This window comes from Acinetobacter sp. V102_4, assembly GCF_031799005.1.
Taxonomy (GTDB): domain Bacteria; phylum Pseudomonadota; class Gammaproteobacteria; order Pseudomonadales; family Moraxellaceae; genus Acinetobacter; species Acinetobacter calcoaceticus.
Genome location: NZ_JAVQNR010000029.1, coordinates 13,872 through 39,594 on the forward strand (window position 1 = coordinate 13,872; position 25,723 = coordinate 39,594).

The 25,723-nt window shown below is 39.9% G+C and carries 23 protein-coding genes and 3 pseudogenes; 15 read left to right on the plus strand and 11 right to left on the minus strand.

The window, feature by feature from the left end:
* Positions 1-34: 34 nt before the first annotated feature.
* Positions 35-658, minus strand: a complete 624-nt coding sequence (locus tag RMB13_RS01530) for a TIGR00730 family Rossman fold protein (RefSeq protein WP_311084223.1) — start codon at positions 656-658, stop codon at positions 35-37.
* A gap of 326 nt (positions 659-984) precedes the next feature.
* On the opposite strand from RMB13_RS01530, the gene RMB13_RS01535 reads away from it, so the two are divergent.
* From RMB13_RS01535 to RMB13_RS01560, 6 genes are all read left to right on the plus strand, one after another.
* Positions 985-2,577, plus strand: coding sequence for a TerC family protein (locus RMB13_RS01535; protein ID WP_311084224.1), 1,593 nt, complete (start codon positions 985-987; stop codon positions 2,575-2,577).
* 72 nt (positions 2,578-2,649) lie between these two features.
* Positions 2,650-3,117 (plus strand): YchJ family protein, encoded by a 468-nt coding sequence (locus tag RMB13_RS01540; protein ID WP_311084225.1) that lies wholly within the window; start codon positions 2,650-2,652, stop codon positions 3,115-3,117.
* Between the two features lie 45 nt (positions 3,118-3,162).
* Positions 3,163-3,807, plus strand: a complete 645-nt coding sequence (locus RMB13_RS01545; RefSeq protein WP_002121256.1) for a trimeric intracellular cation channel family protein — start codon at positions 3,163-3,165, stop codon at positions 3,805-3,807.
* Between the two features lie 81 nt (positions 3,808-3,888).
* Positions 3,889-5,208 carry an MFS transporter gene (locus RMB13_RS01550; RefSeq protein ID WP_005037373.1) on the plus strand — a complete coding sequence of 440 codons (1,320 nt, stop codon included), beginning with the start codon at positions 3,889-3,891 and terminating at the stop codon, positions 5,206-5,208.
* Between the two features lie 152 nt (positions 5,209-5,360).
* The gene (parC, locus tag RMB13_RS01555) at positions 5,361-7,580 is read left to right on the plus strand and encodes a DNA topoisomerase IV subunit A (protein ID WP_311084226.1); all 2,220 of its coding nucleotides are present in this window, start codon (positions 5,361-5,363) and stop codon (positions 7,578-7,580) included.
* A gap of 296 nt (positions 7,581-7,876) precedes the next feature.
* Positions 7,877-9,556, plus strand: coding sequence for a long-chain-fatty-acid--CoA ligase (locus RMB13_RS01560; RefSeq protein ID WP_311084227.1), 1,680 nt, complete (start codon positions 7,877-7,879; stop codon positions 9,554-9,556).
* Between the two features lie 41 nt (positions 9,557-9,597).
* On the opposite strand, the gene RMB13_RS01565 is transcribed toward RMB13_RS01560, so the two are convergent.
* On the minus strand, positions 9,598-9,987 hold the full coding sequence (locus tag RMB13_RS01565; RefSeq protein ID WP_005037366.1) for a hypothetical protein: 390 nt from the start codon (positions 9,985-9,987) through the stop codon (positions 9,598-9,600).
* A gap of 106 nt (positions 9,988-10,093) precedes the next feature.
* Between RMB13_RS01565 and RMB13_RS01570 the strand changes: the two genes are divergently transcribed.
* Positions 10,094-10,492 carry an MAPEG family protein gene (locus RMB13_RS01570; protein WP_005037363.1) on the plus strand — a complete coding sequence of 133 codons (399 nt, stop codon included), beginning with the start codon at positions 10,094-10,096 and terminating at the stop codon, positions 10,490-10,492.
* Between the two features lie 127 nt (positions 10,493-10,619).
* Complete coding sequence (gene ppa, locus RMB13_RS01575) at positions 10,620-11,144, plus strand: inorganic diphosphatase (protein ID WP_003654399.1); 525 nt, start codon at positions 10,620-10,622, stop codon at positions 11,142-11,144.
* 107 nt (positions 11,145-11,251) lie between these two features.
* Here ppa and RMB13_RS01580 read toward each other — a convergent pair whose 3' ends face one another.
* Positions 11,252-12,541, minus strand: coding sequence for an OprD family outer membrane porin (locus RMB13_RS01580; protein WP_311084228.1), 1,290 nt, complete (start codon positions 12,539-12,541; stop codon positions 11,252-11,254).
* Positions 12,542-13,503: 962 nt separating this feature from the next.
* Between RMB13_RS01580 and RMB13_RS01590 the strand changes: the two genes are divergently transcribed.
* A complete protein-coding gene (locus RMB13_RS01590) occupies positions 13,504-14,316 on the plus strand; it encodes a TorF family putative porin (RefSeq protein WP_003654402.1) in 813 nt (270 codons plus the stop codon).
* A gap of 92 nt (positions 14,317-14,408) precedes the next feature.
* Here the strand turns inward: RMB13_RS01590 and RMB13_RS21780 are convergent.
* From RMB13_RS21780 to RMB13_RS01605, 4 genes and pseudogenes are all read right to left on the minus strand, one after another.
* A pseudogene (locus RMB13_RS21780) lies at positions 14,409-14,492 on the minus strand (ATP-binding protein); the annotation flags it as partial.
* Between the two features lie 20 nt (positions 14,493-14,512).
* A pseudogene (locus RMB13_RS01595) lies at positions 14,513-15,054 on the minus strand (NADPH-dependent FMN reductase).
* Between the two features lie 105 nt (positions 15,055-15,159).
* Positions 15,160-16,643, minus strand: a pseudogene (locus RMB13_RS01600) (YifB family Mg chelatase-like AAA ATPase).
* Positions 16,644-16,708: 65 nt separating this feature from the next.
* Positions 16,709-16,936 carry an accessory factor UbiK family protein gene (locus RMB13_RS01605; protein WP_311084229.1) on the minus strand — a complete coding sequence of 76 codons (228 nt, stop codon included), beginning with the start codon at positions 16,934-16,936 and terminating at the stop codon, positions 16,709-16,711.
* Positions 16,937-17,214: 278 nt separating this feature from the next.
* Here RMB13_RS01605 and glnK point away from each other — a divergent pair, with 278 nt between their 5' ends.
* From glnK to RMB13_RS01635, 6 genes are all read left to right on the plus strand, one after another.
* The gene (glnK, locus tag RMB13_RS01610; protein WP_000780326.1) at positions 17,215-17,553 is read left to right on the plus strand and encodes a P-II family nitrogen regulator; all 339 of its coding nucleotides are present in this window, start codon (positions 17,215-17,217) and stop codon (positions 17,551-17,553) included.
* A gap of 56 nt (positions 17,554-17,609) precedes the next feature.
* Positions 17,610-19,004: an ammonium transporter gene (locus tag RMB13_RS01615; RefSeq protein ID WP_205470008.1), complete on the plus strand. Its 1,395-nt coding sequence runs from the start codon at positions 17,610-17,612 to the stop codon at positions 19,002-19,004.
* A gap of 161 nt (positions 19,005-19,165) precedes the next feature.
* The gene (gene nrdR / locus RMB13_RS01620; RefSeq protein WP_003654416.1) at positions 19,166-19,624 is read left to right on the plus strand and encodes a transcriptional regulator NrdR; all 459 of its coding nucleotides are present in this window, start codon (positions 19,166-19,168) and stop codon (positions 19,622-19,624) included.
* A gap of 15 nt (positions 19,625-19,639) precedes the next feature.
* Positions 19,640-20,725, plus strand: coding sequence for a bifunctional diaminohydroxyphosphoribosylaminopyrimidine deaminase/5-amino-6-(5-phosphoribosylamino)uracil reductase RibD (gene ribD, locus RMB13_RS01625; protein WP_017387767.1), 1,086 nt, complete (start codon positions 19,640-19,642; stop codon positions 20,723-20,725).
* On the plus strand, positions 20,722-22,014 hold the full coding sequence (locus RMB13_RS01630; protein WP_003654420.1) for a DNA adenine methylase: 1,293 nt from the start codon (positions 20,722-20,724) through the stop codon (positions 22,012-22,014). Before ribD ends, RMB13_RS01630 begins: the two co-directional genes overlap by 4 nt.
* Positions 22,015-22,057: 43 nt before the next feature.
* A complete protein-coding gene (locus RMB13_RS01635; protein ID WP_005037345.1) occupies positions 22,058-22,717 on the plus strand; it encodes a riboflavin synthase in 660 nt (219 codons plus the stop codon).
* Between the two features lie 61 nt (positions 22,718-22,778).
* On the opposite strand, the gene RMB13_RS01640 is transcribed toward RMB13_RS01635, so the two are convergent.
* From RMB13_RS01640 to RMB13_RS01655, 4 genes are all read right to left on the minus strand, one after another.
* Positions 22,779-22,997: a hypothetical protein gene (locus tag RMB13_RS01640; protein WP_311084230.1), complete on the minus strand. Its 219-nt coding sequence runs from the start codon at positions 22,995-22,997 to the stop codon at positions 22,779-22,781.
* A gap of 131 nt (positions 22,998-23,128) precedes the next feature.
* Positions 23,129-23,767, minus strand: coding sequence for a hypothetical protein (locus tag RMB13_RS01645; protein WP_017391145.1), 639 nt, complete (start codon positions 23,765-23,767; stop codon positions 23,129-23,131).
* Between the two features lie 37 nt (positions 23,768-23,804).
* A complete protein-coding gene (locus RMB13_RS01650) occupies positions 23,805-24,212 on the minus strand; it encodes a DNA polymerase III subunit chi (protein WP_311084231.1) in 408 nt (135 codons plus the stop codon).
* On the minus strand, positions 24,205-25,653 hold the full coding sequence (locus RMB13_RS01655; RefSeq protein WP_311084232.1) for a leucyl aminopeptidase: 1,449 nt from the start codon (positions 25,651-25,653) through the stop codon (positions 24,205-24,207). Before RMB13_RS01655 ends, RMB13_RS01650 begins: the two co-directional genes overlap by 8 nt.
* Positions 25,654-25,723: the final 70 nt, after the last annotated feature.

Consider the following 25,723-nt stretch of genomic DNA (forward strand, 5'->3'; position numbering starts at 1 on the left):
CAGAACCGCTTTTTTATAGAGAGTAGGTGGGCAACTAGACAACAAATCTTTTCGGCATTTTTAAATTTTGAATGACGTTATAAATCTGATCAACATCATCACATACAATTAATTTAGCGCGGTGTTGAAGTGGGAGAAAACCCTCTTGAACCGCATGATCTAACTGAGCAATCAATGCATTATAAAAACCATTTACGTTGTATAAAATCATGGGTTTTTGATGCTGGTTGAGTTGACCCCAAGTGGCTATTTCCAATATCTCTTCGAATGTTCCTAAACCACCTGGTAATGCAACAAATGCACTTGCACGTTCAGCCATCATGGCTTTGCGCTCATGCATAGTTTCTACCACGTGTAATTCGGTTAATCTTGAGTGTGCTTCTTCATAGTTAAGCATAAAATCAGGGATCACTCCCACAGCTTCACCGCCATTTTCGAGTACGCTGTCGGCTACTTGTCCCATTAAGCCAATGCTTGCACCGCCGTAGACCAAACCAAAGCCTTGCTCAGCAATGCCGCGAGCGAGCTCAATTGCTTTTTCTCGATAGATTGGATTATTTCCTACACGTGAACCACAATATAATGCAATAAGAGGTTGTTTTGTTTTTACAGCTGTTATTGGTGAATCATTTACTGCCATTGTTAATACGCTATTCATTGCTTTATTTTCACCTTATCACGTTCATATTTCTTGTCTACACTAAGCCAAAGATATGACAACTTTATAAGCAGATTTATAAGAAAGATTCATGTTTTGTATGGGTTTGGTGAATGCCCTTCATGAACAAATAAAAATGATGAATTTCTATTAAATCTTGCCTATACTAAAAATTCGTTTAACAACATATGAACAAATATGGGTAGTGGTTGTAGTCGCTCCGTTTTAATTTCTTGTCCTAAAAAAACATTTTCCCTCCTTTGTATGGGCATGCCTGCAGTGTTGCCAAATAAAGATAAAATCCAGTCAGCGCAGGAGCAGGATCGATGATCTTTGAATGGATGTCTGATCCCTCCGCTTGGGTGGGCTTAGCTACTTTAATCGTTCTCGAAATTGTTCTGGGGATTGATAACCTCGTTTTCATCGCTATTTTGGCCGAAAAACTGCCACCAGAGCAGCGTGGTAAGGCTCGAAAACTTGGATTAGTATTAGCCTTAGGCATGCGTTTAGTACTTTTAGCTGCTATTGCTTGGGTTGTGACACTTACCCAACCACTCTTCCATATTTTTGATCATCCATTTTCTGGTCGTGATTTGATCTTGTTGTTCGGTGGTGTGTTCTTACTCTTTAAAGGCACCATGGAATTACATGAGCGCATGGAAGGCAAACAACTGCAAAAAGAAGACAATCCAGTGCATGCAGCATTCTGGATGGTCATTGTCCAGATTGTCGTGCTTGATGCTGTGTTCTCATTAGACAGTGTGATTACCGCAGTGGGGATGGTCAAAGACAAGAGTGTCATGATGCTGGCAATGATTGTTGCTGTCGGAATCATGTTGTGGGCATCAAGACCACTTATGGACTTTGTCAATAAGCATCCAACCGTGGTTATTCTCTGCCTTGGCTTTTTAATGATGATTGGTTTCTCTTTGGTCGTGGAAGGTTTTGGTTTCCATATTCCGAAGGGCTACTTATATGCTGCAATTGGTTTCTCGATTTTGGTCGAAATAATCAATCAGAGTATGCGCCGCAATCAGGAAAAGCTGGTGACAACCACAGACTTGCGTTATCGCACTGCCTCTGCGGTTTTACGTATGCTAGGAAGTAAAAACAGTGGCTCTAGCTCAGATACACAATCTTCTGATAAAGAGGACGTATTAGCTACTCAAGCTTTTGCAGATGAAGTTTTTGATGAAGACAATGGTGTTTATCATAGTGTACTTGTGCAAGGTGTTCTTGGTTTATCAGAACGTCCAGTAAAGTCCGTAATGACGCCACGACCTGAACTTGAATGGATTGATTTAGACGACGAACCGGAAGTTTTAAAAGAACGTTTAATGTCAATGACACACTCTCGTTTGATTGTTGCACGTGGTGAACTTGATAATATTGAGGGTATTGCACTCACTCATAAAGTTTTGAATGGCTTTATTGAAACTGGTGTAGTCGATTTCCAAAAGCATTTACGTGAGCCCGTCATTGTGCATGAAAATGCTCAAGTACTTATGGTGATGGAGCAATTACGTCAAGCGCCTTTACAAATGGCAATCGTTTTAAATGAATACGGTTCAATTGAAGGTATTGCAACACCAATCGATATCTTAGAAGCAATTGCGGGTGAATTCCCAGATGAAGATGAACTAGATGCAGCCGCTGAGAGCTTGGAAGATGGTTCATTAATACTTGAAGGTTCAACCGACATTCGCCATGTATCTTTGTTATTAGGTCGTGATTTGGTTGATGAAAGTGAACAGTATTCTACTTTATCGGGCTATTTGTTATTCCATTTAGGTCGCTTGCCTGAAAATGGTGAAACTGTTGAAGCAGATGGTTATCGCTTTGAAGTGGTGACGATGGAAGGCCATAAAATCGAGAAAGTTCATATTGTTTCTATCGAACAAGATGAATCGAAAGATTAAATGACATTTCAGGTCTAGAAACATCATAAAATAGCTCAAATCTGAGCTATTTTTTTATTTGAGAAACACAGAATGACTCAACACACTTGTCCATGTGGAAAAGCCAGCTATGCAGAATGTTGTGAGCCTTTACATTTAGGCACAGCAAAAGCCCTAACAGCAGAGCAGCTTATGCGTTCGCGTTATAGTGCTTTTGCATTACAACAAATTGACTATATTGTGAAAACAACTGCTTTAGGTCAGCAAGCTGCGCTTGATAAAGAGGCTATTGCAGACTGGAGCAAACAAAATCAATGGCTGGGTTTAGATGTTATTCAGGCCAAAGAAAAATTAGACAAAACGCATGCGCAGGTTGAATTCAAGGCGCATTATCATGATGGACAAAAAGCTCAAGTTCATCATGAGGTTTCACATTTTGTATATCAGCAACAACAATGGTTTTTCCTTGATCCGACTGTAGAAATGAATGTCACGATGAAACAACCCTGTGTATGTGGCTCTGGAAAAAAATTTAAGCAATGCTGTGCACAATTCATATAACTTTACCTTAAAATACGGCCACCGTTTGGCCTGAGGGAAAGGGCGATGTTACTCACCGTTATTTATATTATTGCGATTACTGCTGAAGCCATGACAGGTGCATTGTCTGCTGGGCGACGGAGTATGGACTGGTTCGGTGTCGTACTGATTGCCTGTGTGACGGCCTTGGGTGGTGGTTCTGTACGTGATGTACTACTTGGCCACTATCCTTTAACTTGGGTAAAACATCCTGAATATTTGGTTCTGACTTGTTGCGCTGCATTTGTCACAATCATTATTGCCAAATGGATGCGTCACTTACATAACATCTTTTTGGTGCTCGATGCTTTAGGTTTAATCGGGTTTACCATCATTGGTTGCCAAATTGCACTACAAATGGGACACGGTTTTGTCGTATCAGCTGTAGCTGGTGTATTGACCGGAGTTTCTGGCGGTATTTTACGTGATATTTTATGTAACGATGTCCCGTTCGTTTTCCGTCGCGAACTTTATGCGAGTATTTCTTTTGTGGCGGTCATCTGTTACTGGGTATGTCAGGATTTAGGGTTAAGTTTAGAGTTAACCGTCATTTCAACCTTAATTTTCGGTTTTACCCTGCGTCTAATTGCCATCTATTTTGGTTTAGAAATGCCTAAATTTATTTATAAAGATGATGATGCAGAGTCAGCTTCTTCAACCGACGAACATTAATCATGCAGATTCCTATGTGAGCATGCTATAACAATTAAATATATTGTCTTGCTCACTTATTTTTTCCAGTAGAGTTTTCCTATGGACTTGATTTCACGTATACAAAATCTTCCAATCGGCAAATTCCACTACACATTATTGTGGGTGGTTGGGCTAGGTTGGATGTTTGATGCGATGGACACAGGAATCATTGCTTTTATCATGACAACCTTAGTCAAAGACTGGGCGCTAACTCCAGCCGAAAGTGGCTGGATTGTGAGTATTGGCTTTGTGGGAATGGCGATTGGAGCAGTTTGTTCGGGAGCTTTAGCAGATCGATTTGGCCGAAAGACAATATTTGCCACAACCATGGCAATTTATAGTATTGCCACAGCCTTATGTGCTTTTGCGCCAGATTTAAAGTGGTTATTAATTTTTCGTTTTATTGTTGGCGTTGGTCTTGGTGGACAGTTGCCTGTTGCTGTAACACTGGTTAGTGAATATATACCTGCACATGTACGTGGCCGTTTTATTGTACTCCTTGAAAGTTTTTGGGGTTTAGGCTGGTTAGTTGCTGCATTAATTTCTTATTTTATTATTCCTAAGTTTGGTTGGCATATTGCATTTCTCATGGGTGGCCTCCCACTGATTTATATTTTAGTGATTTGGAAAAAACTTCCTGAGTCGATACCGTATCTCATTAATCGTGGCCGTATTGAAGAAGCGCATGCATTAGTTCAAAAATTAGAAGCTCAAGCTGGTGTTCAAATTGTTCATCATATTGAAGTCATGCCTGTAGCTATACGACAAAAGGTTTCTTTTAAACAACTTTGGAGTGGTCCATTTGCACGCCGTAGTTTAATGCTCTGGCTCATTTGGTTTGGGATTGTGTATTCCTACTACGGTATTTTTACTTGGTTACCGAGTTTATTGGTGAAACAAGGCTATGACATTGTTAAATCTTTTGAATATGTTCTTCTTATGATTTTGGCACAGCTACCAGGTTACTTGGCAGCTGCATGGTTTGTAGAGCGTTTAGGAAGAAAAATTACACTGGCTTCTTTTATTGGCTTTTGTGCTTTGTCTGCATATTTCTTTGGACAAGCCGACAGTGTGAACAGCATTATGTTTTGGGGCTGCCTCATGTCATTCTTTAATTTAGGAGCATGGGGAGTGTTATATACCTATACGCCAGAGCAATATCCAGCCAATATTCGGGCTTTTGGTTCTGGTTGGGCTTCGGCAATGGGGCGTTTAGGCGGGATTTTGGCGCCGATCGTTGTTACACATATGATGGTGGCTAAGAACGGATTTAGCCATGTTTTTATGATGTTTACAGTTGTTTTGCTTTTGGTTGCTGCTGTAATTTTGATATTGGGTGAAGAAACCCAAGGAAAAAGATTAGAGTCGATAGGCCTCTAGTTTTGCCTAACTTTATAGCAAGTAACTAAAAATATAGAGAGATGAGACATAATTTGACGCTCAGGTGACAGACTCCCTCTTGTGTCTGTAACATAGCCCACTTAGCATAAGACTCATTTAAAATAACGACTGATTTGGAAGATAAGCTGACTATGACCAGCCTTGCGCATCAAGCGACAGAAAACCGCTCTGTAGCCGAATTTACTGAACAGGCTTACCTGAATTATGCCATGTACGTCATCATGGACCGTGCATTGCCACATATCAGTGATGGTTTAAAGCCTGTACAGCGCCGTATTGTATTTGCCATGAGCGAGTTAGGGCTGAAAAATAGTGGTAAGCCAAAAAAATCAGCACGTACAGTCGGTGATGTACTTGGTAAATACCATCCTCATGGCGATTCTGCATGTTACGAAGCCATGGTATTGATGGCACAGCCGTTTAGTTATCGTTATCCTTTAATTGAAGGACAAGGTAACTGGGGGGCGCCAGATGATCCTAAGTCATTTGCTGCGATGCGTTATACCGAAGCAAAACTTTCTGCTTACAGTGAGCTATTGTTAAATGAGTTAGGACAGGGCACAACTGACTGGCAAGATAACTTTGATGGTTCATTAAAAGAACCCATTACGTTGCCAGCACGTATTCCTAATATTCTACTCAACGGCACAACGGGGATTGCCGTTGGTATGGCGACAGATATTCCGCCGCATAATTTACGTGAAGTGATTAAAGGAACGATTGCCTTAATTCGTAATCCGCAAACTTCAGATGAAAAATTGGCTGAATATATTCCAGCGCCAGATTTACCAACAAAAGCTGAAATTATTACTCCACCAGAAGAATTACTCAAAATCCAGATTACTGGTCGTGGTAGTTACCGCATGCGAGCGGTCTACACCATCGAAAAAAATGAAATCGTGATTACTGAATTGCCTTATCAGGTATCGGGCTCTAAGGTCATTACTCAAATTGCCGATCAAATGCAGGCTAAGAAGCTACCATTGGTGGTGGATATACGTGATGAGTCGGATCATGCAAACCCAACACGATTAGTGATTGTACTTCGTTCAAATCGTATTGATGCTGAAGCGGTGATGAGCCACTTATTTGCAACGACAGACTTAGAGTCAAGCTATCGTGTTAATTTAAACATGATTGGTGAAGATGGGCGTCCTCAGGTTAAATCGATTCGTCGTATTTTGCTGGAATGGATTGAGATCCGTAAAAAAACGGTAACCCGCCGTTTAGAATATCATTTAAACCGAATTGAAAAGCGTCTGCATATTTTGGCAGGTCTTTTAATTGCTTATCTCGATATTGATACAGTCATCCGTATTATCCGTGAAGAAGATCAGCCTAAACCTGTATTGATGGAACACTTCAAGATTGATGAGATACAGGCAGAAGCAATTTTAGAACTCAAGTTACGTCATTTAGCAAAACTTGAAGAGATGGAAATCCGTCAAGAGCAGGATGAACTTGCAGCAAAAGCAGCAATTATTCGTGAGCAATTAGAAAATCCAGAATCTTTAAAGAACCTGATTATCGGTGAATTAAAAGAAGACGCGAAAAAGTTTGGTGATGAGCGCCGTTCTCCAATTGTGGTACGTGCTGAAGCTGTTCAGATTAAAGAACAAGACCTTGTACCAGCAGAAACAGTAACAGTGGTTTTATCTGAAGCCGGTTGGATTCGTGCCGCAAAAGGTGCAGATGTTGATGCAGAAAATTTAAACTACCGTGCTGGCGACCAATATTTAAGTCACGCTGTGGGTAAGACCAACCAGCGGATTTATTTCCTTGATGAGACAGGGCGTAGTTATGCTTTACCTATCAGCAGCTTGCCATCAGCAAGAGGTTTAGGTGAACCATTAAGTTCCAAACTTGCTCCTGCAAGCGGCGTGTCGTTTATTCAGGTTTATCTAGAAGATGAAGCGTCTGAACTTATCGCTGCTAGTACATCAGGTTATGGATTTAAAACTCAAGCCAAACAGCTAGATACCAATGCCAAGGCAGGTAAAACATTCTTGTCGGTACCTGATAAATCAAAAGCTTTACCATTAATATCTGCTCAAAATATGACACATTTGGCTGTGCTCAGTTCAGCAGGTCGACTCTTAATCATTGATTTGGCAGAGCTCCCAAATTTAAATAAGGGTAAAGGTAATAAGTTGATACAACTTGAAGCGAAAGAGCAAATTTTATCCATGACAACCCTGAACTTAGATGAAATAATTCAGGTGGTTGCAGGGCAACAACATTTAAAATTAAAAGGTGATGATCTACAAAAATACCTGGGTAAACGAGCTTCAAAAGGTCAGCTCTTACCACGTGGATATCAAAAAGCAAATAAACTGTTGATTCAGAGATAAAGCTAGCGTCTGGCAACATAAATACGCTATATATGGCAACATGTTCAAGCAATGAACTGAACTTGTTGGTATTGAATAACGATTAAAAGGACAGCAATTTGGAGTACGTAATTTGTACTCCATGCAAAAAATTTGGCAGGGTTAAATTGTCAAAAGTTCTGTCTCATAATCTTGTTCGAAGTGTCATGAATGTGCCAATAAGTTTTAAATATGTTCTGGCACCAAGAAGCTAAAGAATAGCTGGGGCATTGAATAACAGTTATTACTAAGGATTACGAATCGGAGATAATGGCATTATGGAAAAAATTTGGTTTGCAGAATACCAAAAGACAGGGATTCCAGAAACAGTAGCATTGCCTGCAGAAAATACCTCACTTGTTGATATTTTTGAGAGTAATTTCCAAAAATTTGGTTCTCGTGATGCCTTTATCTTTATGGATAAAGCGATGTCATTTAATGAGTTAGAGCTTGCGAGCCGTAAGTTCGCGACCTATTTGCAAAAATTGGGGTTAGCAAAAGGAACTCGTGTGGCAGTGATGATGCCGAATGTGTTGCAGTATCCTGTAGTTGCATTAGCTGTGTTACGTGCGGGCTTGGTATTAGTGAATGTTAATCCACTTTATACCGCGCGTGAACTTGAGCATCAATTAAATGACTCAGGTGCAGAAGTACTTGTGATCATCGAGAACTTTGCCAGTGTTTACCAAAGCATTTTAGGTAAAACTCCAGTGAAGCATGTTGTAGTTGCATCAGTAGGAGATATGCTCGGTACACTTAAAGGTACTCTAGTTAACTTTGTCTTACGTAAAGTACGTAAGCAAATTCCGGCTTGGAATATTCCGGGGCACGTTAAATTTAATTCAGCATTGAATAAAGAAAATGCAAGTAATTATAAGCGTCCGACTTTAACTTTAAGTGATACGGCTGTACTTCAATATACTGGTGGTACTACTGGTGTTTCAAAAGGTGCAGAGCTTACTCATCGTAATCTTGTAGCAAACTTACTTCAGTGTGATGGTATTTTCCAAAGTAAATTTGGAGCAAACGATGGCGCTAAAGGCGATCGTATTGTTTGTGCATTGCCGCTTTATCATATTTTTGCGTTCATGGTTTGTGCCATGTACGGTATGTATAAAGGTCAGGCAAATATCTTGATTCCGAATCCTCGTGATTTACCAGCTGTTATTAACGAACTGCGTAAATATCAACCATCATTCTTCCCAGCAGTAAATACATTATTTAATGCTTTAGTGAATAATGAAGAGTTTAGACAACTTGACCATAGCAAGTTAAAAATGGCGATGGGCGGTGGTATGGCCGTTTTACCTTCTACAGCAGAAGCTTGGAAGAAAATTACTGGCACTACCATTATTGAAGGTTATGGTTTGTCAGAAACCTCACCAGTAGCAACTGCAAATCCACCTGCTTCTACTGAATTTAGTGGCACAATTGGTATTCCGTTGCCTTTAACTGAAGTTGCCATTTTAGATGATGACGGTAAAGAAGTTGCTTTAGGTGAGCAAGGCGAAATCTCGATTCGTGGGCCTCAAGTCATGAAAGGCTACTGGAACCGTGCAGATGAGACAGCTAAAGTCATGACAGCAGATGGTTTCTTCCGTACGGGCGATATCGGCGTTATGGACAGCCGTGGATATGTCAAAATTGTAGATCGTAAAAAAGATATGATTTTGGTTTCTGGCTTTAACGTTTACCCAAGTGAAATCGAAGAAATTATTGCTAAACATCCAAAAGTATTGGAAGTTGCAGCGATTGGTGTTCCAGATGAAAAATCAGGTGAAGTGCCAAAACTCTTTATTGTGAAAAAAGATCAAAGCTTGACTACAGAAGAAGTTTTGAGCTTTGCTAAAGAGAACTTAACAGGCTATAAGCGCCCTCGTTATGTTGAGTTTATGGATGAATTACCAAAATCAAGCGTAGGCAAAATTTTACGTAAAGACTTACGTAAACCAGCCTAATCAGTTAATAAAAAAAAGCGCCTTAGGGCGCTTTTTTTATTTTATATTTTATGACTTTTTATAAACCAGCGGTCTATATAAGGGCGTCCAATTCCAACCATCCCCACAAAAACAAGCATTGTGCCGAGTTGCAGGCGTAGGTGAGTTAAATCAAGCTGACCATAACTTAAATAATTATCTGCTAAGCAATATATCGTAATCACAATGAGCCAGTGCCACAAAGGAAGTCGTTTAATACCAACTGCAATAAAGGTAATTGTTAAAATAACAAAGGTGCCAAGTGTAGATTGCCAATTCAAATTTGCACAAATCACACTCAGTAAAAAAGCGACAATAGGGAGTACGATCTTTAATATGCGATCTATCTGAAGTTGATTCTGTTTTTGCTTATCCAAGACTTCAAACAGTTCTTTTTGATCAGGTTGTTGCATACATGGCCCTATTCATCAGTGTTGACAAGTGATTGCATAAAATTTCAGGTAAAAACGCAATGTTATGATAGCATGATCAACAGTATTTTCAGTGATGGATGGCACTATGCAGGGCATCAGCGGCATTATCTATATTATTTTAGTGGCATGTTTGCTGCCATACGCATTTACCGCAATTGCAAAAATTACAGGTGGTTTTCAGCCTGTCGATAATCAAAATCCGAGAGCTTTTTTTGCCAAAACAACTGGTCTGGCTGCTCGCGCTAATGCCGTACAACAAAATAGTTTTGAAAGCCTACCTTTATTCTTAACGGCTATTTTAATGGCCGAATATATGGTTGTTCCAGAATATTTTATTCTGAGATTAGGTTGGGCATATATTATTTTAAGAGTTATTTATGGAATCTGCTATTTAAGTAATTGGGCAACTTTACGCTCGATTGTCTGGTTCTTATCTATATTGTGTCCAATCTTCTTATTAGTGGTCACGATTAAACTGACTTGAGTGTCATTCTGTCATCATTCATATCAACTTTCGCGTGTGCGCATTGTATAATCGGCATCATTTTGATGATATCCACGCTATAATCGAGTGGATTTTACATCTGACTTCATAACGAAAGAGTATTGATATGAGTTACAGCGATATCCCCGCAGGTAAAGATGCCCCAAATGACATCTATGTCATCATTGAAATTCCTGCAAATGCAGCACCAATTAAATATGAAATCGACAAAGATTCTGATGCATTGTTTGTAGACCGTTTCATGGGCACAGCAATGTTCTATCCAGCGAACTATGGTTATGTTCCAAATACTTTGTCTGAAGATGGCGACCCGTTAGACGTACTTGTTGTAACTCCACATCCAGTTGCTGCTGGTTCTGTAATTCGTTGCCGTCCAGTGGGCAAATTAAAAATGGAAGATGACGGTGGTATCGATGCGAAATTAATCGCTGTTCCACACGAAAAATTGTCTCCACTTTACAAAGATGTGAAGGAATATACAGATCTTCCTCCATTGTTGATTAGCCAAGTTGAGCATTTCTTCAGTCACTATAAAGATTTAGAGCCAGGTAAGTGGGTAAAAATCAGTGGTTGGGAAGGTGCTGATGTTGCTAAAGCTGAAGTACTAAAAGCAATTGAAGCTGCTAAATAAGCTTTAATTGATAAGGCTCAGAGTTTCTCAATTGAGATTCTGAGCCTAATAAAAAACCTACATCTGTTGCCAGACGTAGGTTTTTTTATGCTTGATAGATCTATGAATTAGAATAATTTCACAGGGATATCAAGGAAGATACGCCATTCGTTTGTATCACCGATGTACGCATTAGATTGGTAAGCATCACTTGCACGGTAGTAAGAGTTACGAATACGAAGGCTCGCATCTTTAGCGAAACCACTTTGAACTGTGTATTTCACTTGGTTAAAGAATTCGTGTTCTTCAGCATCATCAGTTAAACCTTTAACTTTGATGTCCCAACCGTATACAAATGCAGTTGTCCAGTTTAGACCAGGTAATACGCCTAACTTACCAAAATCAAGACTGTATTGGATTTGTGCAGATTTTTCATCGTTGCCGATGAAGTCAGACATATAAGAGTTTGGTAAATAAATACTTTGGAAACCATCAGCATTTTGGCCGTAATCATAACCTACGTTACCACTGTTCTGTTGGTAGGCAACCATTACATTATGTGGGCCAGTGTTGTACGCTGTAGAAATTGCCCAAATATTGTTCTTACGGTTAGACTTGTCATCAGTAGTTTCTGAATATGTGATAGCATTTTCATCAAACTTAGTATGATAACCACTGAAATCATAAGTTAATGAACTGTCATTAGCCAGAGGCTGTTTAAAGTTCACATTCACATAATGACGTTCAAGAGCATTTTTGCTGTCTAAACCGTAGTAAGATGCATTTAAATTGTCATCAAACTTATATTTAGCACCCCAAACAATGGCGCGATCAAGCCCATTACCATTTACATCCGCATCGGTATTGATTTGATCAGACATTTGGTCTTTAGTAAATTTACCAGCAACCAATTCAAGGTCCTTGATTTCATGGCTGGTTAATAAAGTACCTGTAAAATATTCAGGAACCATACGTCCAGTATTACTTGAAAGAACAGGCAAATCAAGTACTTGAGTACCATAACGTACTGTTGTATTCGAGAAACGTGCTTTAACGCTACCACCACCACGAGCCCAGTGATCATAAGCTGAGCCATCGTTATGTAATGGAATCATTTGGTTTCCGGCATTTTTATTTTCACCGATTTTAAATGAACCATCACCAACAACGCCAACACCGAAGCCAACAATACCAGGGGTAAAGCCGGAATCGATACTTACAATTGCTGACTGAGCAAATGAGCTAGTATCTTTCGCGCCCTGTTTTTTGTCACGGCTGATATAACCTGTACGGAAGAGAATAGAACCGTTCGCATCTTCAACAAATCCTTTTGCCTCACTTTGCTCACTTGCCTGAGCTGAGGAAATTATTGCCGCAGAAATGAGAACTGCTAATGTAAGTTTTTGTGCATTTAGCATATTTAAAGAACCTCATAAAAACGATAAATCCTGTGCCTTGTTATTGTTCAGGGCCTAGGATTTGAATCAATTGTATAAGTAATCTATAAAAAAGATATATTTTTGTTGATTTTATTTTATATATGCTATGCAGAAATTGATTAATGTGTTACTGGTTGTTTACTAAATTTACTATTAAGCTTTTATACTTAATGTATTGTTTAAAATAAAAAAAGTAATTTATTTTTTAGTGGATTTTTACCATTTATTTTATATTCTAAGCTCAAAAAATAGTTGATTCTTGTGTTCATTTTTTGATCTTTTTTGGTGGATATGTTTACTTTTTAATCTTCTCTTAAGTTGATTTTTTTTACTGTTTATTTCCGATGCTCTCTAAATTGTTACTATATAACATTATTTTTAATGCATGATGTGCAAAAAGAGATCACTATAATAAGCCAATAGACTTTAGTTAATTTGATCAAATTTAGTGCGATATTTTGCGTAAATTTTGTGCATTACTCTTTTTGCTCATACTATTGCTTAAAAAAGACCCAAAATAGTTCATAAGTTTTAAAACAGAAAAAAATGAAGAAATCTAATTAAAAGAAATGCCCATTCACAGACCATTACAAGCTCGGCCTTAAGAAATTTACGTAATTTTTATATCTCTTATTTAAGTTTAAATAGAAATTTTACATTGAGTAAATGGATACTTCTGACGTCGCTAATTTATTTCCGACAAGGTGTTTTCTCATGTTGCTCTTTTCTAATCGGATAGATGTCTTATTTTATAATATTGTTTTTTATGAATATATTTTTATAAAAATTAAATGGAATTTTTATTGTAGAGATATTTTGATTTCAATATTAATGATATGCAGCGAAGGGGAATATGGACTTGGCACAGCAATTGCTAAAGCTTAAGTAACACAATGTGTTTTATATACATAAATCGTGCATTCATTATGGGGGAGATCAAAATGATGAAATTTGCACTTAAGACCTTAGGTCTTGGTATTTTCGCAGCTGGTTCAACCATGGCTATGGCTGAAGAAGCACCATCTTTTTATGGTATCACTGCAACAGGTAGTGTAGCGGCAACTACAGACTACCGCTTCCGCGGTGTTACACAATCGTCAAATAACCCAGCCATTCAAGGTGGTTTTACTTTTTCTCATAAGTCAGGTGCCTATGTCGCGCTATGGGGTTCCAGCGTTGACTTTAATACGCCGGGTGTTTCAACTGAAACCGATATCTCTTTAGGTTATACAAATACATTAAAACTGTCTGATACGCTTGCACCAACTTATGATGTAGGTGTAATTCATTATGGCTATATTGGTTCTGACTCAAAATTTACTAACCCATACAATGGGGATACTGGTTTTGACTTTACTGAGTTTTATGGAAAATTAACTTTTGCTGATTCTTTATTTAAAGGTGATGCACTTAGTGTGGGCGTAAGCTATTCAGATGATTATTGGGGTCACTCTGATGAGTTCTGGTATTTTAACGTAGGTTATTCAGCACCAATTGCAGACACAGGCTTCACAGGACTTGCTTCAGTTGGCTATAACAAACTCAAAAATAAAGACTCTTTACTTGTAGTTGCGGGTGGACCAGGTGAAGACGATAGCTATATCGATTATAAAGTGGGTGTGAATTATAATATTTTGGGTATTGTCGCTGAGCTAGATGTTGTGGGTACAGACATTAGCACTTCTGGTATGACTGATGCTGGTAAAAAACCTTATGACACAGGCTTAGTGTTTAGTTTAACTAAAACATTCTAAGTTTATGTTGTAAAAAAAGCGGGTTTATTTACCCGCTTTTTCTCCTTGAAGAACAGCGGACTCATAATCCTTTGTTCTAATCTTAGGGCTGATTATCTCTGATAAGACAGCACTGTTGTAAGATGAGAGCTTTGAATCACTTCACTTTGAGCCAAATCGAAAATGGTCCGTGCTACTCATAAACACGGTGATCAGCTTACTCTAATTGATCTTGATACTTCTGAATCTCGGAGATAAAGCTCAGCAGAAAAGGTGTAATTTGTGACTTATATTCTTCAGTTTGTAGCATCTCAACAATTTGTTCCGGCGATTTGCTAAGAAGAGAGAAGCGTAAAAATAAATCTTCAAAAAAATTGCTACTCACTGTCGAAAGTACTCTTCTTAAAGAAACCAGCATATCGTCACCGCGGCTAGATGCATGAACTAGAACAATAGATCTATGATTTCAGTGCGTGAAACCATCCAGTCAATTGCATTTTTGAGACCGCCTGGAATACAACGGATATATTCAGGACTTGAGATGATAATGCCATCTGAGGCAGAAACAGATTTGATGAATTCTTCTACTACAGCAGGCGTTTTTTCTCCCTCATCATCTGGAGAAAAGATAGGCAAAGTGTTAATTTGATCGAAAACTGAAAATTCAATACTGGACGGTGCTATATCTTTCATTGCTCGTAATAGCGCTGTATTTGTAGATGCCTCTCTTGCACTGCCGGAGATAGCCAAAATTTTCATAGCGTCCTCTTTGCCTTTTTATATAGGCAGTAATAAATTCTTTAATTAACAACTCATATAAATATTAAAAACAGCGGACTCGCGATCCGCTGTTTAACTGATTTGTTAACTATTTCCTCGATAGGATAATGCTTCTGTAAGGTGAGAGCTTTGAATCACTTCACTTTGAGCTAAATCGGCAATGGTACGAGCAACGCGTAAAACACGATGATAAGCGCGGGCCGATAAATTTAAACGTTGTTGAGCCATTCAATCATTCGTTGAGAAGTACTATCAAGTACAGCATGTTGTTCTAGCTGCTTCGGCGAAAGCGCCTGATTTAAACAATTTTGTCTTTGAATCTGTTGTTCATAGGCATAAATCACCCGTTGTCGAACACTACTCGAATCTTCAACAGGCGTTGGATCTTGTAGCTCTTGGGCCTTTAACGGTGGCACATCAATATGTAAATCGATACGGTCAAGTAAAGGTCCAGATATACGGTTTTGATAGCGCTTAATACTCTCAGGTGAACACTGACAACGACTATCTTGATTAAATGCATAACCACATGGACATGGGTTCATTGCCGCAATCAGTTGGAAGTTAGCCGGATAAGTAATTTGCCGAGCTGCTCGTGAAATAATGATTTCCTTTGACTCAAGCGGCTGGCGTAAGACTTCTAATACTTTTCTATCAAACTCGGGGAGCTCATCTAAAAAAAGTACTCCTAAATGCGATAATGTAATTTCGCCCGGTTTAGGGTGAGAACCGCCCCCAACGAGTGCAATCGCTGATGCTGTATGATGGGGCGCCCGAAATGGTCGCTGACCAAAAGTATGTGATGTATTTGAAATAGAATAAATGCTAGCAACTTCAAGCGTTTCTTGATTAGACAGAGGCGGTAAAATTGAAGGAAGCCTTGAGGCGAGTAAAGTTTTACCTGTGCCAGGTGGTCCTTTAAAAAGTAAAGAGTGCCCTCCAGCAGCAGCAATTTCGAGTGCACGGCGTGGGCGTAACTGACCTTTTACATCTGCAAGGTCAAATTTATAAGGCATTTGGTTTGAAGTGGCCGTAGGCTCAACCGTAGATAGAGACTTTGTGCCCAGAAAATGTTCACAGACTTCTTTTAAGTGGCTCACTGGATAACATTTAAAGTCAGGTAAGTGACTAATATCCTGACTATTATCAAGCGGGAAAAGCATTTTATGCTTGGCTTGTTGACACGCCATTGCCAAAGTTAAAGTACCTGACACTGGCCTTACATGACCATCAAGTGCTAACTCTCCAATAAATTCAAAATCTTCGGCACAGTTTTCTGGGAGCTGACCAGAGGCAATTAAAATACCTAAAGCAATTGGTAAGTCTAGACGTGAACCATCTTTGGGCAAATCTGCTGGTGCAAGATTAATGGTCAGTCGTTTAGTCGGAAATTGAAATCCACTGTTAATAATCGCCGAGCGAACTCGGTCTTTACTTTCTCTTACTGCCGCTTCGGCTAGGCCTACAATGGTAAGAGAAGGTAAGCCTTGACTCACATGTACCTCTACTTCAATGAGAGGTGCATGTAAACCCAAAAGTCCCCGTGTATAAATTTTAGAAAAAGACATCTTGTTGTTCCATTATGGTGCTTCATTTTTAATCGTTGTAAAGTATAAGTGCGCTACATTGGTGCTTATTTTTTATTCTTTAAAGTTGCTTCTAATAGTTCCACTTGTTTTTGTAGCTCTGCTAAACGTTGGTTGGCTGATTGCAGTGCGGTCTTTTGGCGGTCAATTTCTTGTCTGGAAACAAGATCTAACTTTTCGACTGCTTCATTTAATAATGCACGTAAATTTTTTTCCAAATCTTTTTTAGGCTCATCAATTTGTTCCAGAATGGCCTGTAATAAAGTTTCTAGCATGAAATATCCAAAGTGTTGTATTACCTTATGGTTTACAGTTTACCACTGCTTGAAGGTGGGATATAGGTTTCAATTCTTTTAGTACAAATAGAACATTAAATCAGCATGTAAACGTACTGAAAATTCATTTTATTTTTAATAGCTCATCTACATCTTGATCACTAAATAGGTTATAAAGAAAGTTCATGCAATAGATTCATTTCCCTCAACCTTTGAAATATTGGCATGAAAATTGAACATAAAACCTTACTGGTGAAAAGAAGCCGAAGGAAACAAACATGAAGCTTGTAACTGCAATTGTAAAACCGTTTAAATTGGATGATGTGCGTGAAGCGCTCTCTGACATTGGTGTACAAGGGATTACCGTAACTGAAGTTAAAGGTTTTGGTCGTCAAAAAGGACATACAGAACTCTACCGTGGCGCGGAGTATGTGGTTGATTTCTTACCTAAAGTAAAAATCGAAATTGCGATTAGTGATGAAATGGTCGACGCGGTGATTGAATCAATTACACGTGTAGCAAGCACAGGAAAAATTGGCGATGGTAAGATTTTTGTGACTAACCTGGAACAAGTAATCCGTATCCGTACGGGTGAAACTGGACCAGATGCTGTCTAATTGGCACAAAGCTTGCTGAGTAGAAAATAACTCGCAAATGAGGTTGGGGGACACGAATGAAAAAAATGCTTATGGCGCTGAGTCTATCAGGCGCTCTTTTGGGTGGTACTGCCGTTTGGGCAGAAGAAGCTGTAACAACGCCTACATCGGAAGTTGCGGCTACATCAACATCTCAAGCTACTGCAACCACTGCAGAAGCATCAGTTGCTGAGACTCCGGCAGCTCCAGCACCGACACCTACTCTTGATACGGGTGATACCTCTTGGATTTTAGTTTCAACCGCATTGGTTCTATTGATGACCATTCCGGGGTTGGCATTATTCTACGGCGGTATGGTACGTAAGAAAAATGTACTCAGTACTATGATGTTCAGCCTTTCAGCTGCAATCTTAGTAAGTTTGCTGTGGGTGATTGCAGGATATTCAATCGCGTTCTCTGGCACAGGTGCATTTTTTGGTGATTTGTCTAAAGCAATGCTAAACGGAGTCGCGTTTGATGCATTGAGTGGGACAATTCCTGAAAGTCTCTTTGTTATTTTCCAAATGACCTTTGCCATTATTACAGTTGCAATTCTCAGTGGTTCTATTGCAGACCGTATGAAGTATTCAGCATTCATGGTGTTTATTGCAGTTTGGGTGCTCGTTGTTTACGCACCAATTACCCACTGGGTGTGGGCTGCAGATGGTTGGTTATTTAAAGCAGGCGCATTAGATTTTGCTGGTGGCACAGTTGTACATATCAACTCAGGTGTTGCAGGTTTAGTTGCTGCTTACATGCTTGGAAAACGTATTGGTTTGGGCCGTGAATCTATGGCTCCGCATAACTTGACTCTAACTGTAGTCGGTGCAAGCTTACTTTGGGTGGGTTGGTTTGGCTTTAACGGTGGTAGTGCTTTAGGTGCTGGCGCTCGTGCAAGCATGGCAATTTTAGTGACTCAAGTTGCTGCCGCTGCTGCTGCGTTCTCTTGGCTAGTTGTTGAACGTATGATTCGCGGTAAAGCATCTGTATTAGGTGGTGCTTCTGGTGCTGTTGCTGGTTTGGTTGTGATTACGCCAGCAGCAGGTTTCGTCGGTGTAGGCGGTGCTTTAGTCATGGGCCTTATCGGTGGCGTAGTGTGCTTCTGGGGTATTACCGCACTTAAACGCTTACTTAAAGCTGATGATGCTTTGGATGCCTTTGGTTTACATGCTGTAGGTGGTATTGTCGGTGCGATTTTAACTGGCGTATTTTACAGTGATGAAATCATCAAAGCAGCCAACGTTACCTTAGCTCCAACCTTCGCTGGTCAATTATGGGTACAAGTTGAAGGCGTATTAGCAACCATGATTTACAGTGGTGTAGCGACTTTTGTAATTCTTAAAGTGATTGATCTTGTGATTGGTATCCGTGTTAACGCTGATGATGAGCGCATGGGTCTGGATTTAAGCCAACATGGCGAACGTATTGAATAATTCGTAATATATCTGCTGTCTTAGAAGAACAGTCTTGCGCTGTGATCAAAGCGATGCTTTGATCTTGCTCAGGACTGTTTTTTTGTCTCATAGAATGCTGGTTCTGTAAGTGTAGAAACTTTGCTACACTAGGTCAAAGTAATCGACCCTATAAATCCGCTATGCATTGTCCATTTTGCAACGCCGCAGATAGTAAAGTCATCGATTCACGTTTAGCCGCCGAAGGCTGTCAGATTCGTCGACGTCGTGAGTGTGTAAGTTGCGGTGAACGTTTTACCACTTTTGAAAGCTATGAAGTGGTGATGCCCCGTGTGATCAAATCGAATGGAAAGAATGAACCTTTCGATGAGGCCAAGCTACGCCGTTCGTTAATGCATGCATTGCAAAAACGTCCGGTCACCCAAGAACAGATAGAAACTGTTTTAAGTGATATCCAATTGCAGATTCGCCGTTTAGGTGAGCGTGACGTGAAGTCTAGAACAATTGGTGAAGTCGTCATGCAATCTCTATTTGCACTCGACCATGTCGCTTATGTTCGATTTGCTTCTGTTTATCAAGATTTTCAGGATGTTGAAGCTTTTCGCCGACAAATTGAGCAAATGCAGCAACGTGAACAATAATTATTTGAGATTTTTATGTCTGAGTTGAAAAAAGATCAATATTGGATGCAACAAGCTATTGAACTTGCCAAACGAGGTCTATATTCGACTAAGCCTAATCCAAATGTTGGTTGTGTCATTGTCAAAGATGATCAGTTAATCGGTGAGGGCTTTCATCCTAAAGCAGGTCAACCACACGCAGAGGTTTTTGCCTTACGTCAGGCAGCTGAGCAGGCTCAAGGTGCAACAGCGTATGTGACGCTTGAGCCATGTGCACATTATGGGAGAACTCCTCCTTGTGCCGAAGCATTGGTTAAGGCACAGGTTAAAAAGGTGGTTGTGGCATGTCCTGATCCAAACCCACTCGTTGCGGGTAAGGGTGTTCAGATTTTGAAAAATGCCGGAATTGAAGTAGAAGTTGGTATTTGTGAAGATTTGGCAGAGAAATTAAACCAAGGTTTTTTAAAGGCGATGTCTACGGGCATGCCCTATGTACGCTTAAAAGTAGCTTCAAGCTTAGATGGACGTACTGCAATGGCATCGGGCGAATCGAAATGGATTACCGGTGCAGTTGCGCGTCAGGATGTACAGCATTGGCGTGCCATTTCAGGAGCAGTGATTACAGGGATCGATACTGTGATTGCAGATGACTGCCAGCTTAATGTACGAACTCTGGGCAGTGTTGATATTGAGACAATTGCACAGCCAAAACGGATTATTTTAGACCGCCAAGGTCGTCTGCCGCTTGCTGCTAAAATTTTAGAAAATCCTGAAACTGTGATGGTGATGGGGCCATATCGTCAAGAACTTGCCGATTTAGGCGTGATACAATTAGAAATTCAGCCTTTAAAAGTGCTGTTACAGACCCTATCTAAGCAATATCAAATTTATGATGTATTGGTAGAAGCCGGTGCAACATTATCTACTGCCTTTTTACAAGAAGGTTTAGTAGATGAGTTGATCAGTTATATTGCCCCGACATTATTGGGGAAAAGTGCAAGAGCCATGTTCAATGCAGAGTTTGAATATATGGCACAACAACTTCGTTTTACACTTCTTGATGTGACACAACTTGATCAAGATATACGCTTAAGGTTAATCCCTACGCAAGAGAAAGTATGAATCCAGAGCCTTCGGTTTATCACAAACGTCGTCATGCAGCCCGTACGACAGACGAATATCTTTTCCATCAGCTTGTTCCTTACTTGGGTAATAAGCGCCGATTGCTCCATCTAATTTTAGAAGCCCTTGAAATTACAGGGACGCTGAATAGTAAGAAAAAGAATCCTCCGATTTTTGCCGATTTCTTTGCCGGCAGTGGCGTAGTATCTCGTTTGGCGCGTCAAAATGGTTACCGCGTAATTGCGAATGACTGGGAACCTTATAGCCATGCGTTAAATCATGCGATTTTAGCTTGCATCGATGCACCTGCTTTTAAAGAGTTGGGTGGTTATCAGAAGGCAATCGATTATTTAAATCGCTTACCTGAAGTTAAAGGTTGGGTAACACATAATCTTTGCCCACGTAATGATGATATTTATGATCCAGCTCGTGACCGTTTGTTCTTTAAACGCCGTAATGGTATGCGTATTGATGCGATTCGCCAGCAGATTGCAACATGGCAATCTCAAGGCGCAATTAATGATGTAGAGATGAGTGCTTTGCTCGCACCATTGCTCTATTCAGCAAGTTTTGTCAGTAACACCAGTGGCGTATTTAAAAGCTTCCACCAAGGGTGGGGCGGACGTACACAAACTGCGTTAGAACGAATTGAATCATTACTTTGGTTAACACCAAGCCGTTTTTGCGAGATTGGTGATCGTAAACGTCCTGCTGCTGAAATGTGGTGTGTAGATTCACAGCATCTAGCAAATCAAATGAGTGGTTTTGAAGTCGATGTTGCCTATCTCGATCCACCGTATAACCAGCATGCATATAGTAGTAATTACCATGTGTTGAATGCATTAACTTTATGGGATCAGGTCGATTTACCTTCACCAGATACCAAAGGTTATAAGAGTGGAATTGATAGAGCTTGGCGTAAAGAACGTCCAAGCCCATATAACTCTTCTAAATATGCGAAAGATGCGTATGAAAAACTACTTTCAACCATCAATGCCCGCTATATTCTGACCAGTTATTCAACTGATGGTAATATCGAGCCGAAAGATTTGCTTATGGCCAATCTGGAGCGCGGCAAAGTGACCTTGCTAACACAAGATGTTCCACGCTATCGAGTGAGTAAACAACGACAGTCTGAACGTGCACGCGTGCTTGAGTTTATTGTGATTACTGATACTCATGCCAAGTCAGGACCACCATTACGTCAGTTATTAGGCCAGCTTTACCACTTCGCCGAGCTAGGTGGTGTAGATACCTCAGGTAATAGTACACAGCTCGCACTTTGGTAAGCGCTGCAATTTAAGCAGTGTAAAAAGATTTGGAGATTGAGCCATGTTTACAGGCATTATTGAAAGTTTAGGAAAAGTTGAAAGCCTGCAAAGCGTAGGTGGTGATGTGCGTTTACGTATTCAGACTGATCTGGATATGTCAGATGTGCATTTGGGTGACTCAATTGCGACCAATGGAATTTGCCTCACCGTGATTGAATGGGGCGATAATTGGTATGCAGCTGATGTTTCTCGTGAAAGCTTGAACCGAACGACTTTGGGTCACTGGAAAGTTGGGCAACGTGTCAATGTTGAAAAAGCAATGTTACCGACAACACGCTTTGGTGGACACATTGTAAGTGGTCACGTTGATGGCGTAGGTGAAATTACAGTAGTGCGTGAAGATGCTCGTTCAATCTATTATGAAGTGACGGCACCCGCAGAACTTGCTAAATATTTAGCAGAAAAAGGTTCTGTGACCGTAGATGGTATTAGTTTAACGATTAACCACTTACGTGGAAATATTTTAAGTTTGAACTTAATTCCGCACACAGCAGAACGTACTAACATTGGAACGTGGCAAGTAGGTAGTAAAGTAAACCTTGAAGTCGATGTTTTAGCGCGTTATATCGAGCGTTTATTGCTAGGTGACAAAGCTGCTGAACAAAAAACAGAGTCAAATATTAGTATGGCTTTTTTAGCTGAGAATGGTTTTTTAAAATAAAAAGCTAAATCGTTAAAATAAAAAAAACCGGACACTTGTTCCGGTTTTTTATTTTGAAAACTTAATGCTTGGTTAGCGTAACCGAGTGTGTGCCGACCCATGGCTTGTTATGCCGAGTGCGAGTAATTGTAAAATCACGGGTTTCAGACTCACGTGTAAGTAAGATAGATAAAGAGTTAAAGTCGTTATGACTCATATAAAATTCTTGTGCTGAAAACGTCCATTGCTCACCCTGATTAAGCTGTTCAACTTGCTTTGAAATCTGATGCAGAATGTCCATCTCTTATCCTCATTAATTATCTTGAATAGTTACTTTTCATTCTTATAATTAATTGATCTATAAGAATAATCTATATGTCTATTCTGTGACATATACGTGTCACTTTTATGACAAAAGAAATATTTAAAGGTTTACTTTTCTATTTTTTCATCAGAAAACTTAGAATTCTTTAAAATGTATTCAATTTCTTCTTGAGCTGCCGAATTTAGCTTGGCTCGGAAAGCCGTTACAGACTGCTCAATTAAGCTCTCAGCTTCAAGTTCTAAACGAATGCGTAAACTTTCAAGCTCAGATAAGATTTGATCATCGGTAATGCTAAGTTTTACGCCAGCAGAGTAATTGACTGCCGGTGTTTCAGGGTTTTTCTGATAACGTGCAGTTTGCTCTGCAACCTCTTGTTCTAAATGACTACGTAATATGTGTAATGTTTCAGTCTGTTCATTAAACTTACGAATTTCGTCTGCTTGCAACTCCGCAGCATAAGCAGCTTCTGATGCACGTTTGTCAGCAAGTGCTTTTTCTAAAGCAAGTTGACGACGAATACGTGCCTGCTCAATGAGCTCTGCTTTGAGGTCTGCGTAGGCTTGTTCAATTTTTTGCTGTGATTCTAACTGCGCTTTTTCGTCATTTAAAACCCAAAGCTGAATAGGGGTTTGGGGTTCGAGTAGATCGCAAATACGTGCCAAATCCTGTTGATAGGTATGACGGACAGCTTCAGGCGCATTTAACCATCTTTTTTTAAAATCTTGCCCGACATTTAATGCCACCATGGTTCTCCTTGATCAACAGTATTTACATTTTAGCGCGTTATAATTTAAAGGTCCGCGGTTCTATACCCAAACGGCGATACATTTTAAATTTTTCTCGACCAATTTGCTTGGCTGTTTCATTATTTTCAACAATTTCTATAATGTGGCTAAAATGATCAACTTGTTCAAGTGCATGATTGTTAAAATTAAATACTAACAGGCCTTGTTCAAGTGGTTGTTTAGCCGAAATACATACAGCAGCATCAGTCTGGTCAATGCCATGTGCAATAAAACTGACAGGGTCGAAATCCCATAATCTTTCATCAAGAATCTGTTGTAGCTGCACATCTGGGCAATACCACCAGATTTTAGGATGCTTCTGTAATATTTTTCGACATAAACGGCAAGCACTATCGACTTGCCGTTCTTCGCTGGTTTCAAACAGATAAAAGCTAACTTTAGCCATTCGTATTTACACGATTTGCTAAAAATTGCATGAGGAGTGGTACTGGACGACCAGTTGCACCTTTAGCTGGACCAGAAAGCCACGCTGTTCCTGCTACATCTAAATGAGCCCAACGATATTCACGTGTAAATCGCTCAAGGAAACATGCAGCTGTGATCGCGCCGCCGTATGGACCGCCGATGTTCGCAATATCTGCAAATGGTGAATCAAGTAACTCTTGATAATCATCAATGACTGGCATACGCCATACACGGTCAAATGATTGTTCGCCAGCTTGTTGGAGCTCGGCTGCTAAAGCATCATCTGGTGAGAACAAACCGCTGAGTACTTTACCTAAAGCGACTACACATGCACCTGTTAAGGTCGCAATATCCACCACTACTGCTGGATTGAAGCGTTTGATATAGGTCAATGTGTCACACAGCACCAAACGGCCTTCAGCATCTGTATTTAGAATTTCAACAGTTTGACCGCTCATGGTTGTCACAATGTCGCCCGGACGGGTTGCTTTGCCAGAAGGCATATTTTCTGCTGCTGCAATTGCACCTACCACATGAATAGGAAGTTTCGCTTCGCATAGTGCCCGAATGGTACCCAGTACAGAGGCTGCACCACACATATCGAATTTCATTTCATCCATGCCAAGGCCTGGTTTTAAAGAAATACCACCTGTATCAAAAGTTACGCCTTTACCAACGAGAACAACTGGAGCTTGATCAATCTGTGCTTGATATTCGAGAGTTACGATACGACCTGGACGTTCAGATCCTTTGCTTACTGCAAGAAAAGCGTACATGCCTAAATCAGCCATTTGTTGCTCATTTAAAACAGTTACTTTAAGTAAGTCAGGGAATTCTGCGGCTAAAGCTAGAGCCTGTTCTGCCAAATATTCTGGGAAACAAATATTACCCGGACGGTTGCCAAGGTCGCGTGCATAAGACTGACCAGACTGTACCGCATGTACTAAAGCCAGTTGTTTTTCATCTAGGCTAGTCGTTGAACTAATTAAATCAACCTGTTGTAACACAAATTCATTTTTTTTCGATTTAAACTCATCATAACCATAAGCTGCTTGAGTTAAGCTTAAAGCAAATAAATAATGGTGCTCGACAGGTAACGCAGCAATATCAATTGCGATATGCTTAAATTTATTTTGTGTCGATTTGATAATCGTTTGGGCAAGTTTAGCTAACTTAACTGTCTGAAGTTCAGCTGTTTTTCCTAAGCCAAGTAATTGGCTGTGAGGCTGATTTGAAATCTGACTAAACAGTGGCAGAGTTTCATTGAAGTTGCCTTTGAATTGAGTAGCGCTAAGAATGCTTTCTAGGTTATTGATTTGATATGTGTTGATGTTGCTTTGTAGCTGTTCTGAATCAACTAAAATCCACAAAGATTCATTAGATGTTTGTTCGGGAAAAGTTGTATAAGTTGTAAATTTCATGGCTGCCGTGATTGCCTATAGAAAGTTATGATGAATTAAAACATTGAAACACTTTCAAGCATAGCGTTGC

Excerpts from the sequence above, each read along its gene's own strand:
- RMB13_RS01535 (WP_311084224.1), top strand. The coding sequence starts at position 985 with ATGATCTTTGAATGGATGTCTGATCCCTCCGCTTGGGTGGGCTTAGCT.
- RMB13_RS01635 (WP_005037345.1), top strand. The coding sequence starts at position 22,058 with ATGTTTACAGGCATTATTGAAAGTTTAGGAAAAGTTGAAAGCCTGCAA.
- glnK (WP_000780326.1), top strand. The coding sequence starts at position 17,215 with ATGAAGCTTGTAACTGCAATTGTAAAACCGTTTAAATTGGATGATGTG.
- ribD (WP_017387767.1), top strand. The coding sequence starts at position 19,640 with ATGTCTGAGTTGAAAAAAGATCAATATTGGATGCAACAAGCTATTGAA.
- RMB13_RS01605 (WP_311084229.1), bottom strand. The coding sequence starts at position 16,936 with ATGCTAGAAACTTTATTACAGGCCATTCTGGAACAAATTGATGAGCCT.
- RMB13_RS01655 (WP_311084232.1), bottom strand. The coding sequence starts at position 25,653 with ATGAAATTTACAACTTATACAACTTTTCCCGAACAAACATCTAATGAA.
- RMB13_RS01590 (WP_003654402.1), top strand. The coding sequence starts at position 13,504 with ATGATGAAATTTGCACTTAAGACCTTAGGTCTTGGTATTTTCGCAGCT.
- RMB13_RS01545 (WP_002121256.1), top strand. The coding sequence starts at position 3,163 with ATGTTACTCACCGTTATTTATATTATTGCGATTACTGCTGAAGCCATG.
- RMB13_RS01630 (WP_003654420.1), top strand. The coding sequence starts at position 20,722 with ATGAATCCAGAGCCTTCGGTTTATCACAAACGTCGTCATGCAGCCCGT.
- ppa (WP_003654399.1), top strand. The coding sequence starts at position 10,620 with ATGAGTTACAGCGATATCCCCGCAGGTAAAGATGCCCCAAATGACATC.
- RMB13_RS01530 (WP_311084223.1), bottom strand. The coding sequence starts at position 658 with ATGAATAGCGTATTAACAATGGCAGTAAATGATTCACCAATAACAGCT.
- RMB13_RS01615 (WP_205470008.1), top strand. The coding sequence starts at position 17,610 with ATGAAAAAAATGCTTATGGCGCTGAGTCTATCAGGCGCTCTTTTGGGT.
- nrdR (WP_003654416.1), top strand. The coding sequence starts at position 19,166 with ATGCATTGTCCATTTTGCAACGCCGCAGATAGTAAAGTCATCGATTCA.
- RMB13_RS01565 (WP_005037366.1), bottom strand. The coding sequence starts at position 9,987 with ATGCAACAACCTGATCAAAAAGAACTGTTTGAAGTCTTGGATAAGCAA.
- RMB13_RS01570 (WP_005037363.1), top strand. The coding sequence starts at position 10,094 with ATGCAGGGCATCAGCGGCATTATCTATATTATTTTAGTGGCATGTTTG.
- RMB13_RS01640 (WP_311084230.1), bottom strand. The coding sequence starts at position 22,997 with ATGGACATTCTGCATCAGATTTCAAAGCAAGTTGAACAGCTTAATCAG.
- RMB13_RS01560 (WP_311084227.1), top strand. The coding sequence starts at position 7,877 with ATGGAAAAAATTTGGTTTGCAGAATACCAAAAGACAGGGATTCCAGAA.
- parC (WP_311084226.1), top strand. The coding sequence starts at position 5,361 with ATGACCAGCCTTGCGCATCAAGCGACAGAAAACCGCTCTGTAGCCGAA.
- RMB13_RS01645 (WP_017391145.1), bottom strand. The coding sequence starts at position 23,767 with ATGGTGGCATTAAATGTCGGGCAAGATTTTAAAAAAAGATGGTTAAAT.
- RMB13_RS01580 (WP_311084228.1), bottom strand. The coding sequence starts at position 12,541 with ATGCTAAATGCACAAAAACTTACATTAGCAGTTCTCATTTCTGCGGCA.
- RMB13_RS01650 (WP_311084231.1), bottom strand. The coding sequence starts at position 24,212 with ATGGCTAAAGTTAGCTTTTATCTGTTTGAAACCAGCGAAGAACGGCAA.
- RMB13_RS01550 (WP_005037373.1), top strand. The coding sequence starts at position 3,889 with ATGGACTTGATTTCACGTATACAAAATCTTCCAATCGGCAAATTCCAC.
- RMB13_RS01540 (WP_311084225.1), top strand. The coding sequence starts at position 2,650 with ATGACTCAACACACTTGTCCATGTGGAAAAGCCAGCTATGCAGAATGT.